This window comes from Vibrio sp. V42_P2S4T144 (genome assembly GCF_009904715.1).
GTDB classification, from domain to species: Bacteria; Pseudomonadota; Gammaproteobacteria; order Enterobacterales; family Vibrionaceae; genus Vibrio; species Vibrio alginolyticus.
The window spans coordinates 1-12027 of the sequence record NZ_WXWS01000087.1 but is presented as its reverse complement, the minus strand read 5'-3'; the positions used below and the strand labels follow the sequence as shown (position 1 = coordinate 12027).

The 12027-nt window shown below is 46.4% G+C and carries 12 protein-coding genes; 10 read left to right on the top strand and 2 right to left on the bottom strand.

The features are described from left to right. Positions 1-70 precede the first annotated feature (70 nt). Complete coding sequence (locus CAG68_RS02810; protein WP_005374970.1) at positions 71-583, top strand: DUF2799 domain-containing protein; 513 nt, start codon at positions 71-73, stop codon at positions 581-583. Between the two features lie 34 nt (positions 584-617). Here the strand turns inward: CAG68_RS02810 and CAG68_RS02805 are convergent, their stop codons facing one another. Beyond that, complete coding sequence (locus CAG68_RS02805) at positions 618-1076, bottom strand: GNAT family N-acetyltransferase (RefSeq protein WP_161440754.1); 459 nt, start codon at positions 1074-1076, stop codon at positions 618-620. A gap of 24 nt (positions 1077-1100) precedes the next feature. Then, entirely contained in the window at positions 1101-1571 is a 471-nt protein-coding gene (locus CAG68_RS02800; protein WP_005386917.1) for a GNAT family N-acetyltransferase, read from the bottom strand. Positions 1572-1703: 132 nt separating this feature from the next. Between CAG68_RS02800 and CAG68_RS02795 the strand changes: the two genes are divergently transcribed. The 9 genes from CAG68_RS02795 to CAG68_RS02755 all read left to right on the top strand — a co-directional run bounded on the left by CAG68_RS02795 (position 1704) and on the right by CAG68_RS02755 (position 12015). After that, a complete protein-coding gene (locus tag CAG68_RS02795) occupies positions 1704-2894 on the top strand; it encodes an MdtL family multidrug efflux MFS transporter (protein ID WP_161440753.1) in 1191 nt (396 codons plus the stop codon). Then, on the top strand, positions 2869-3837 hold the full coding sequence (yidZ, locus tag CAG68_RS02790; protein ID WP_054865786.1) for an HTH-type transcriptional regulator YidZ: 969 nt from the start codon (positions 2869-2871) through the stop codon (positions 3835-3837). Before CAG68_RS02795 ends, yidZ begins: the two co-directional genes overlap by 26 nt. Before the next feature lie 141 nt (positions 3838-3978). Beyond that, a complete protein-coding gene (locus CAG68_RS02785; RefSeq protein WP_161440752.1) occupies positions 3979-4848 on the top strand; it encodes a DMT family transporter in 870 nt (289 codons plus the stop codon). 388 nt (positions 4849-5236) lie between these two features. After that, on the top strand, positions 5237-7411 hold the full coding sequence (locus tag CAG68_RS02780) for an FUSC family protein (RefSeq protein WP_161440751.1): 2175 nt from the start codon (positions 5237-5239) through the stop codon (positions 7409-7411). Positions 7412-7421: 10 nt separating this feature from the next. Further along, positions 7422-9065: a TolC family protein gene (locus tag CAG68_RS02775; RefSeq protein WP_054730103.1), complete on the top strand. Its 1644-nt coding sequence runs from the start codon at positions 7422-7424 to the stop codon at positions 9063-9065. Continuing rightward, the gene (locus tag CAG68_RS02770) at positions 9065-9268 is read left to right on the top strand and encodes a DUF1656 domain-containing protein (protein ID WP_005374946.1); all 204 of its coding nucleotides are present in this window, start codon (positions 9065-9067) and stop codon (positions 9266-9268) included. The genes CAG68_RS02775 and CAG68_RS02770 overlap by 1 nt, the downstream gene beginning before the upstream one ends. A gap of 12 nt (positions 9269-9280) precedes the next feature. Beyond that, the gene (locus CAG68_RS02765) at positions 9281-10171 is read left to right on the top strand and encodes an HlyD family secretion protein (RefSeq protein ID WP_033906681.1); all 891 of its coding nucleotides are present in this window, start codon (positions 9281-9283) and stop codon (positions 10169-10171) included. A gap of 16 nt (positions 10172-10187) precedes the next feature. Then, positions 10188-10874, top strand: coding sequence for a potassium channel family protein (locus tag CAG68_RS02760; protein WP_017634413.1), 687 nt, complete (start codon positions 10188-10190; stop codon positions 10872-10874). Beyond that, entirely contained in the window at positions 10867-12015 is a 1149-nt protein-coding gene (locus tag CAG68_RS02755) for an AI-2E family transporter (protein ID WP_054730104.1), read from the top strand. The genes CAG68_RS02760 and CAG68_RS02755 overlap by 8 nt, the downstream gene beginning before the upstream one ends. The last annotated feature ends 12 nt before the right edge of the window (positions 12016-12027 follow it).

Below are 12027 nucleotides of genomic sequence, written 5' to 3'. Positions count from 1 at the left end.
CCATTGATATGAACAGTGTTCATTTTAAACTCAAGTTATCAATTCGATTTTATTTAAAGGACAGTCACTGATGAAAAGAGCGCTAATCCCCCTGGCTTTACTGACTTTGCTCTCAGGTTGCGCCAGCATGTCTCCGGATGAGTGCAAAACGGCAAACTGGTACAACGTAGGTTATCAAGATGGCCGAGATGGCAACGATCCAAACATTATCAATAGCTATACCGAAGACTGTGGTGAAGCGGGTGTGACACCCGACCGAGCGAAATGGAAAGAAGGCTTTGATAAAGGCACTATCCAATATTGCTCACCAGACAATGGGTACACTGTCGGTATCGAAGGCAAAGAATATTACGGTGTATGCAGCAGCAAAGAGTTTATTGAGAACTACCAGTTAGGTCATCAAGAATATCAACGCCAGCAACGCATCCAACAAATCGATACTGAAATCTCGGTCATCGATAATCAGCTTGATGGCAATCCAGACAAAGATAATGCCAAGAGACTGAAAGAGAAGAGAAAGCGATTGGCTGACGAGCGTTCAAGCCTCTTGTCGCCAACCATCAACTTGAATCTGAATTTCTAAATCGATTGGATTTAGCTTCTAAAAATTCATGGCCCTAGCTCAGTTCTAGGGTCATGAATTGACTGTTCGGATCGAGTTCGTAATCCCCGAACGGCTCGCAGTACACAAAGCCATGCTTTTCATACAACAGGCGCGCTGGTTTAAAAAACTCCATCGAGCCCGTTTCTAAACTCAAGCGCTGCAAACCTTTTTGCTTCGCTTGCTCAATCACATGAATCAATAATTGAGATGCCACACCTTGGTTTCTTGCCGTAGGCGTGGTGCGCATGGATTTCAGCTCCGCGTGTTGGTCATCCAACCCTTTAATCGCCGCACACCCAAGCAGTTGCTCACCTTTCCATCCGGTCCAAAATGTCACTTCTGGCGCTTTGAGCTTATCTAAATCTAACGCATGCACGCTTTCTGGTGGTGACGTGGCGTACATGTCCTGTAAATGTCCTTCCAACAGCGCTATCACTTGCAGCCGTTCTAAATTGTCGATTTCAATCCTCATCTTTCCATCCTTGGTTTTTCCTAGCTAAAGCGGCTGTCTCATAATGTGTTGCGGTCCAACGGGGCCGCCGTGGTAAAGCTCATTGGTATCTTCAAACCCTGATTTTAAATAGCACTGATAAGCGGGTATGTTGCGGCAATTCACAGTGAGATAAAGCGCATCAAACTCGGGATAATGGCGTTTGGCGAAATCGGCAAACTGTTGAATGGCTTGCTTGGCGATGCCTTTGCCTTGATGACGGTGATCCACCAGCAAAGCACGTACGCCTAAACTGTTTTTCGGGCAAAAATCGTATTTCTCGCTGTAAGCAGCATCAAATAGAAAAAAGCCAACCACATCATCGTCTGTCAAAATCAGATGCGGAAGTTCTGTAGGTTCAAGACGCGTAAGCATTTCACCCACATCCGCGACCGTAAACTGCGATTGCTCTTCTAGCACACTAAGTTCGCAAGTTTGTTCATGTCGCTCAGGCGAATACTTTTCAATGGTAATCATAATCTTCCTTGTTGTTTTTATGCTCAATTCATACAGGGTATGTCGTAAATAGAAATACCTGGTGTCGTATTTCCCACTCGCAGGCAAACGTTTAGCACTCTATTATCCTCGCCATTCGATAGAGAGGTTTCCATGTCCCGTTTTTTACTTTGCAGTTTTGCACTCGTCTTACTCTACCCTACTGCAATTGATTTGTATCTTGTTGGTTTGCCTCAAATTGCGTCAGATCTCAACGCTAGTGAATCTCAGTTGCATATTGCGTTTTCGATCTATTTAGCTGGCATGGCTACCACCATGTTATTCGCGGGGAAAATTGCAGACTCTGTGGGACGAAAGCCTGTTGCCGTCGTCGGCGCGATGATCTTCGTGCTCGCGTCTTTTCTCGGCGGGATGGCTGAGCAACCAAACACTTTCTTGATTGCTCGCTTTTGCCAAGGCATCGGGGCTGGATCTTGCTATGTCGTCGCATTCGCGATTTTACGCGACACGTTAGACGATGAACGCCGCGCGAAAGTATTGTCGATGCTCAATGGCATCACCTGTATCATTCCAGTGATCGCACCCGTGATTGGTCACTTGATTATGCTGAAATTTCCTTGGCCGAGTTTGTTTACCACAATGGCAGGAATGGGCATTCTCGTCAGTGTATTGGCCATTTTTGTTCTCAAGGAATCACTACCCAGCCAACAAGGTGAAGAACAGACAGCGCCAGAGAGCCATCAAGAGACTTTCTTCGAGCGATTTTTTATCAGTAGGCTGATCATTACTGCACTTGGAGTGACCACCATTCTGACCTTTGTTAACGCTTCACCAATTGTCGTGATGAGCATGCTTGGTTTTGATCGCGGTGGCTATTCTTCCATCATGGCTGGTACTGCGACGATCAGTATGTTGATTTCGTTCTCGGCACCATTGGCATTGGGGATTTTTAAGCAGCGAACCTTAATGATCACCTCTCAAGTATTGCTCGCTTGCGCAGCCATCGTGCTCAGTGCTGCCCATTTCCATGATGGACAATCTCTTTACTATGTATTCGGACTTGGGCTGATTTGCGCTGGCTTCGCTTGTGGCTTTGGCGTGGCCATGAGCCAAGCGCTCAGCCCATTCTCTCAACAAGCTGGCGTGGCGAGCTCGTTACTGGGCATTGCTCAAGTTTGTAGTTCAGCGTTCTATATTTGGTTTATGGGTTTCATCGGCGTTAGTGCTCTGAATATGTTGGTGTTTATCTTAGTGTTAGGTAGCGTAATCAGCCTTGCTCTAATACTATTGATTCCAAAGCCTGTTCACGATACCCATTATGAAGAAATCCCTAGCGCGACTTGACTTAAACTTACTGTTCACTCTGCAATTATTGCTGCAAGAACAAAGCGTCTCGAAAGCCTCAAAAAAGCTGAACGTTACGCCCTCTACCGTAAGTAAGTCGCTCAACAAACTTCGTCATTGGTTCGATGATCCTTTGTTTGTCAAAACACCTAAAGGTCTTGCGCCAACGCCTTTGGCGCAAAGCATGGAGCAAGATCTTGCAGAATGGCTGCAAATTGGCAGCCAGATTGCAGAAAAACGCAGCGATATTACGCCTAAAGGAGTGCGTTTTGATATCACGATTGAGTCGCCATTAGTGCTCACGGTGTTGGACAGACTCATCGTCGCTATCCACCAGCGATACCCTGAAGCGAAAGTAAAAACCAGTAACTGGGATTACGATTCACTCGACGCCATCATTCGAGGCGAGGCGGATATCGGTTTTACCGGCCGAGAAAGTCACCCGAGATCGAAAGAGTCGTTGGATCTTCTGCCGTATTTCTTGGATTTTGAGATTCTATTTTATGACCTGCCGATGGTGTATTTGCATAAAGATCACCCGGCATTACAGCAAGAGTGGAATCTCGAGACCTTTCTGAGCTACCAACACATCAATATTGTTTGGGAAAAAAGTGAAACTTGGGCGTTGGATGAAGTATTAACGGAACTAGGGCTACAGCGCTCTATCGGGCTGACGATGTCCAACTTTGAGCAATCCCTTTTTATGGCAGCGCAGCCGACGCATGACATGATCACCACCGCGCCGCACTATTGCAAAAGTTACACAGAAAAGCTGCATCTCGATTTGGTGTGCTTGCCAATTCCATTAGACCAAGTTCAACAAGACAAGTTACTGATTCCATTTACCATGATTTGGCATAAACGCAATGCGTACAATCCCAAATTGCTATGGTTGAAAAACACCATTAAGTCATTGTACAAACAACCTTCCCAACCACAGTAAGACTCAGGCTAAGGTCAGGTTTTCTCTGGTTATTTTTAATGACTTTCTTGCTCTGATAGCTATAACTAATCACTTTATCAACTAATAAAAATGTTCTTTTGGATCTACACTAGCTGTTCATTTACACGCTAAGGATCAAGGATGTCGACCTTTTTACTCACTGCCATTGCAATGCTGGCGTTCGCTGCCAATTCATTATTGTGCCGACTTGCATTGGCCGAAGGGTTAATTGATGCAGGAAGCTTCACTCTCGTTCGATTGATATCTGGCGCTGTTATCTTAATCGCATTGCTTGTCGTGAGAGGTCAGTGGAAAACCGATCGGCCAACGTCTCGCTTTCGCTTTTTTGCTGGCGTGGCGTTATTTGGTTACGCTGCCCTTTTCTCTTTCGCGTACTTACAACTGGCGACAGGAACAGGTGCTTTGCTTTTGTTTGGTGCCGTGCAACTTACGTTACTGGCAATCTATTGGTGGCAAGGTGAGCGCTTTCAGTTTCTCGAAATCATCGGTATCGGCCTTTCAATTGTTGGATTTGTTTGGTTGATGTTGCCATCTGCCACGCGCCCCGATATTAGCTCTGCACTTCTCATGTTGATTTCTGGCGTTTGTTGGGCTGCGTTTACTGCGCTCGGTAAACAAGCGCCTTCTCCAAGTAGTGGAATCACGTGGGGATTCATCGCAGCATCAATAATTGGCGTGCTCCTTTCGCCATTAATCTTGTCCTCAATCCACCTTTCTTTGAGCGGAGTGTTGCTCGCTATCGCATCTGGTGCCATTGCCTCTGGCCTTGGTTATACACTTTGGTACCAAGTCGTACGTAAGCTCTCTTTACTTCAAGCCGCCGTCAGCCAACTTTCCGTGCCAGCCATTGCTTTACTACTCGGCAGCATCGTACTCCACGAGCCTCTTTCACTGCATACTCTTTTAACCAGCGGCATCATTCTTGGTGGGATCGCTTTGGTTTTTTTATCTCGATCCAAAAAAACAAACGAACAATCGGCAAGCCGATAAAAAGTAATAACTTTCCCTCTCAAATACCCATTCATCATCTATGCTTTTTAAAGCAGTAAAGCTCATTGCAGATGGTACAAGTGGTCTGCTTTGGTACCAGGCGAAGAATATAAGGTGAGAATTGGCTCACACAATGCAGCGATTTTGTTTCAAAAGTGAGAATCATCACAGATCGCGAATTTGCTCGTTTTAGGCGTTTCACCAATAACGCCAAGGGCTAGCACGAGATCAAGCCAAATACGCACTTTTTGTTTTGACAAAGGGTTTACAAAGCACACTTTTTCACCCGCTATATTCCGCCCCCCGAATTTATTCAGAACAAGATTCTGATTATTCATATAAGAAATTCATCAACTTATAACGATAAGCCTGAGCAAACTTTGACACTATGAACGACAAAATAAAATTCGCTATTAAAGTATCGCTTAGCCTAACTCTGGCTTATCTGATCCCGTTTGCCATGGGTTGGCCGCAAGCATCGACGGCCGCAACCACAGTGATGCTGATTGCATCCACAGGCAGTCGTCGTGAATCCCTCGCCAAAGGTACCTTACGCGTGTTAGGTACATTGGTTGGTGCCGTGGTTGGCTTGTTACTGGTGGGGTTGTTTGCTCAAGATCGCTTGCTGTACATGCTGAGCGTGTCGGTTGTGGTCTCATTCATTTTTTACTTCCGTAATGCCTATCAAAAAGATCCTACGCTACTCATGCTGACCGGTGTGATGACGTTGATGATGTCCAATGGCGGTGACGCAGAAGGTGCGTTCCTTTATGGCGTTGACCGCGCCTATATGACGGTGTTTGGGGTGGTGGTTTACACACTCGTGGGAACTTTCTTATTCCCGACCAAAACAGAACAAAACCTAAGACAGCCCATCGAACAACTCAACCAAGCACAACGCGCGTTGTTCACCGCTATCTTGCAAAATTTCGAGCAAAAATCGGCAGGGCAAATCTCTCCTCAAGAAGGCGGAGAAGAAAATCCAGAAGCGGAAGAGCCACAACCTAGCGTGGACACTCTCATCGAACAGATGTTTGCCGCTCAAAATGCGCTCGAACAGCGTTTTGCCACGGTCAGTGTGGAATGCAGTGACGTGTCGGCCTACATGAAAGAGTGGCGCTTGGCAGTTCATTTGAACAAGCAGGTAACGCAACAATTGACCGTCGCGGCGCACAGCCACTTTAGCCACCAGCAAGACCGTGAAAGCATCAGCAACTTTGATCAAGCCGTGGCGGAAATTGACGCGCTATTTGATACCTGCCAACAAGTCTGGGACGAAAAAGAACCCGCTTATCGTGCCCAGGAACTCAAAGTCAAATACAACCAAGCGTTGCTTGAAGACGCAGCTCACCTAGAGAAAGGCTCTGCGCTTACGCTTGGTCACCTATTGGAACTGATGCATCAAAACTTGTCGCGTTTAGCGGAGAGCATTAGCTGTATTGACTCTGTGACGAACAATGTCTCCTTTGACGTGCCACTGCCGAAACCGAAAGGCAAGTTTCTATGGTGGGACGCAGAAAACTTTAAAACCGCGGTCAAAACCTTTGTCACTTATTGGGTTGCTGGACTGATTTGGATTTATTTCAATCCACCAGGCGGCTATTCATTCGTGGTCTTCTCGACCATGTTTATGTCTTTGCTGTCGTTCGTGCCTGTGCACCCAATTTTGTTGCTTGTGCTGTTCACTTTCGGCTTCTTGTTCGCGGTGCCTTCTTACGTCTTCATTCTTCCGCAATTGGATCTCGGGTTAGAACTTGGCCTGTTCATCTTTATCTACACCTTTATCGGCTTTTATCTGTTTAACGGGCCAGTGACGATTTTCTATATGATTGGCTTGTTTGTTCTTGGTTTAGACAACAACATGTTTTATCACTTCGGGATCCTCATGACGATCATGCTGTTGTTCTACATGGTGGTGTTCATGATTATTTTCGCGCACTACTTCCCGTTTAGCTCACGACCAGAACACCTCTTTTTGACCATAAAAGAACGCTACTTCCGACATACCCGAGAGCTGTTCACTACCTATCAACAGCAGTCCAGCTCGGTTATTACGCCGCTCAAACGGGCCTTGCACTTGGTGACGCTCAATGTCTCATCGAAAAAGCTCAAAGTCTGGGGTTCGAAAATCAACCACAAACACTTTGATAAAACCACGCCAGAAGCGATTGGCGCGTTTAGCAAAGCGTGTGATGTACTCAGTAATCACATCAACATCTTAATGGCCGCCGAGAAAAAGTTGATGGCCAATCCGCTGATTACTCAGCTTCGTCAACAACACCGCGATTCCATCATTCCTTTGATGGCAGGCGCTTTAGCCAGCCATCAAGCAACACAAGAACTCGACTCCGTATTCGACCAATACAGTCAGGATTACCAAACATTCGAAGATAAACTGGAAGATTTTTTTAGTGAGTTGGATTTATCTGACTACGCTTATTCAGAGATAGCCGGTTTTTATATCTTGCTGAATTTAAAACGGAACGTGTTCGAAGCAATCAAGCATTGCAAGCAAACCTACGAGGATATCGATTGGGTGAACTTACAACAGAAGCGTTTTTAAAGGTGGGGATATGATGCTTCCAAAACTAACCAAACCAAGCCTCGCCATACTTTCTTTGCTCGGACTCAGTGCGTGTACCACGGTAGGACCAGATTATGTTCATCCAAAGCAGGCGCCACTGCCAAGTGACTGGTCGGTGCAAAAAGCAGCCAAAGATACGCAGCAATCAGAGCAACAGCTACAACAATGGTGGCAGCAATTTAATGACTCAACTCTTAATCAGCTAGTTGAGTTGGCGAGCAAACAAAACCTCGATTTAGAAGCCGCAGGGCTACGAATTGTCCAAGCACGTTCATTGCTTGGTATTTCGACTGGCTTGCAATACCCACAAGTTCAAAGCGTGTCAGGAAACCTAGCGCGTGCCTACGTAAATGATCAGGGCGTGAATAACGCCACTTTGTCGTTTGATGCTGCTTGGGAAATGGATGTTTGGGGCAAGTATGCTCGCGGTATTGAGTCGGCAGAAGCGGGTTACTACGCATCCATCGCATCGTATCACGACATCATGGTCACCATAACCGCCGAAGTGGCGCGCAATTACATCAACTATCGCACATTCCAAGAACGTATTTTGCTGTCTCGCCGCAATATCGAGATTCAAGAGCGTGTCGTACGTATTACTCAGGTGCAGTTCGACTCTGGCAACGTTACAGAATTGGACGTTCAACAAGCTAAAAACCAACTCTACACCACCAAAGCAGCGTTACCGAGCCTCGAAGTGGCAATGAAGCAATCACGTACTGTGTTGGCTTTGCTACTGGGTCTGTTACCAGAAGAAGTAGATCGACTGCTACAGTCGGATGGGATGCACAAGCAAATCGCTGAGTACGAAGCCCAGTTCAAAGCGACGGGCAGAAAATCGGCGCTATCGGGCACCGACGAGCGTTCCATTGTGCCACGTCCACCGCTTTTGGATACATTAGTGGATGCTAACTTAGTGATGCGACGTCCGGATTTGCAAGTCTCTGAGATGCAAGCTCGCGCGCAAAGTGCGCAGATTGGCGTGGCAGAAACCGCTCTGTACCCAAGCTTTTCGTTGTTCGGTTCCATCGGTATCGACAGTACGGTTCCCGATGGCAGCAGTTTCAGTTTTAGCGATTCGCTCACCATGGTGATTGGCCCAACGTTCAGTTGGAACATTTTCCAATACGGACGCGTGAAAAATAACATTCGTTTCGAAGATGCTCGCTTCCAAGAAACGCTGACGAACTACAACAAAAAGGTACTGCAAGCCGTTAATGAAGTCACCAATGCAATCGAAGCATATGACCTGTATTTGCAGCAAAAAGATTTACGCTTGCAATCGGTCAACTCTTCCATTCGTGCGTTCAACATATCCATGACACAGTACGAAAACGGACAAATTTCATTCGAACGTCTGCTTAACTCGGTAGAAAAAATGACCCGCGCAGAAGACAGCTACGCAACGATCAAAGGTAATGTTGCGAACCAAGTTGTCGCGCTCTACAAAGCCCTCGGTGGAGGCTGGCAAACCCAAACAGGCAAACCTTTCATCAGTGAATCGATTGCCACGCAGATGACAGAGCGCACTGACTGGGGAAGTTATTTAAATGAAGAAAACCGCGTATTGCCGCCTTTGCCTATCGAAACACCGACGGAAAACGGCGATAAGAACAAAACGGAGGATCTCTAATGCCTCATGAACTTTCTTGGGGAGACGTTTACTTTTCTCCTACGCTACTCGTGCTCTTTCTCGCCGTCACGGCCACGTGGATAACGGTGATGATATTGAACAAGACACGTTTGTCTCGCTTCATCGCTTTTCCGTCTCTGACGTTTATTGCCATCATGGTCGGTTATGTGGTGGCCATCGACAGCTTTTATATTCAATTTTAGGTGCCAAACAAGATGAAAAAACTATTCGTAATCGCACTCAATCTTGTCATTCTTGGTGGCGCAGCTTGGCTCGGCTATCAAAAGTTTGAGGAATACTTTAATAACCCATGGACACGAGATGGGCAAGTGCGTGCTAACGTCATCAAAGTGGCTCCTCGCGTATCAGGCCCAATTGTAAATGTCGCGGTGCAAGACAACCAAGAAGTAAAAACGGGGGATTTACTGTTTGAAATCGACCCTGCGACTTACCAGGTTGCGTTATCTCAAGCCGAAGTAGCACTGGAGCGCTCCATTGTTAGCTCTCGCGGTAAAAAAATCGAATATGACCGCTTAAAAGACATTCGTGCCAAAGACCGTGGCGCGGTTTCTCACAAGGATCTGATTCGTCGTGAAATCGCTTACGAAGAGTCGCTACTGCAAATCAAATCTGCAGAAGAGCAACTAAAATCAGCACGCCTTAATCTCAGCTTTACCAAAGTTTATGCGACCGTCGATGGTTTTGTATCTAACCTCGATATTAGAAACGGTACGCAAGCGGTCGCAAACCAACCACTGCTCGCACTGATCGACAAAAACAGCTTTTGGGTATTTGGTTTCTTCCGTGAAAACCAACTTGCGCAAATCGAACCTGGCAGCCAAGCGCGTGTCACTTTGATGTCACACCCAGACACGCCAATTGACGCGACGGTTGACTCGATTGGTTGGGGGATTGCGCCCAAAGACGGCACGGTCGGCTACAACCTTCTTCCAAACGTAAACCCTGTTTTTCAGTGGATTCGCCTAGCACAACGTATTCCGGTGCGAATCTCCCTACAAGAACTTCCTGAAGATGTTGATCTTCGATTCGGGCTTTCTGCGTCCATCATGGTGATGAAAGAGTCATCCGCAGAAAGTGAACAATAACTAAGTGAGAAGAGCCATGGTCATTGGTAAAAACCTCAAAAATATTAATGAAGAAAACAACTTCTTCTATCTAACCTTAGCACTAGTGATTTTGTTGCTAGGGAGTGCGATGGCACAAGTCGTAGGTGAAGGGACGATTGAACACATACTTCAGGCTTTCACGGTTCTGACGTTTATCGTCTGTTTTGCGAGCCTTCGCTTTGACAAAACCTGGTCTCGTTTCCTCTATAGCCTGTTTGGTGTTTGGGTTCTTGTGATTGTGATCAAGACCGTTTTCGACATCAGAGAGATGAATGTGGTGATGCTTGCCCTCACCTTTGCGTTCTTTTTCGGCACTTTTAAATCCATCGCAAGACAGATTCTTTTCACCGGCCATGTCAACAGCAACAAAGTCATTGGCTCGGTCGCGCTTTTCTTGCTGCTTGGTCTGATGTGGGCGATTGCCTACCTCATTCTGCTTGAGTTTTCGCCTGAAGCCTTTACCGGTATGGAAGCGATTTCTTGGGGGCAGAACTTCTCCAATGCAGCGTATTTCAGTTTCGTTACCTTAACCACGCTCGGTTATGGCGACATTAGTCCTCTAACACCACTGGCTCAAGTCGTGGTGTATTTAGAGGCCATCACAGGTGTTTTTTATATGGCGATTGTTGTTTCAAGTCTCGTCAGTTCTAACATTGATCATCAGGTAAACAAAAATGGATAAACAATCGGTAAAAATCGACAGTAAGCTTTTCATCAGTAATATGGTGGAATCGGCAATACGCATTGGCTTGATCTTTGTCTTGCTGATGTTTACGTACGACATCATCAAACCCTTCATCCTTCCGGTTATTTGGGGCGCTATTATAGCCGTCGCTTTAATGCCGCTTACCCAAAAATTGCAGCGTGTATATGGTGGTCGTAGAGGCTTGGCAGCCACAACCATTGCTTTACTTGGTATTGCCCTCCTTGTCACGCCACTTGTTATGGTATCAGGCTCCATTGTGGATGGTGCAACGCACGCGCTTGAAGTACTACAAAATGGACAAGTGAAAATACCAGGGCCAAAAGCTTCCGTAGCGGATTGGCCTATCGTGGGTGATAAGCTCTACGAAGTGTGGACCCTATTCGCTACTAATCTTGAGCAAGCGATTCAAACCTTTATGCCACAAATAAAGGCAGGACTCACATCTTTACTGGGTACACTGGGGGGCGTATTGGGAAGTTTACTGCTTTCAATCTTGTCACTTGCGATTGCAGCAGGTTTCATGACGTACTCTGAATCTGCGGCATCAGGCTTAAGAACCATCGCGATTCGAACCGCAGGTGAAAACGCAAAAAGCTGGACCACGCTTATCGCAGCGACAATTAAAAGCGTACTGCTTGGCGTAGTCGGTGTAGCGGCGATTCAAGCACTGTTGATCGGTGCTGGTTTCTTCGTATTTGGCGTTCCGGCAGCAGGTTTACTCACACTGCTTCTAATGATCTTATGTATCGCTCAGCTCCCGGCGTTGCTCGCTGTGCTACCTGTGATTGGCTTCATGTACATGACCCAAGACACCTCAACAGCAACCATGTTTACTGTTTGGGTCGTAGTTGCGGCTCTTTCTGAAAACCTGTTCAAACCAATGTTGATGGGACGTGGCGTCGACGTGCCAATGCCTGTGATTCTGCTCGGTGCCATCGGTGGTATGCTTTTCTACGGCATCGTTGGTCTGTTCTTAGGTGCCGTTATCCTAGCAATTTGGTATGAGTTATTTGTTTGGTGGTTGAGCATTGAGAAAGCACAACAGCAAGAAGAAATGGCAGAACAACAAGACGCTTCTGATGACCAATCAGAATCTGGACATGGTGCAGGCATATAATAAATCAATAAG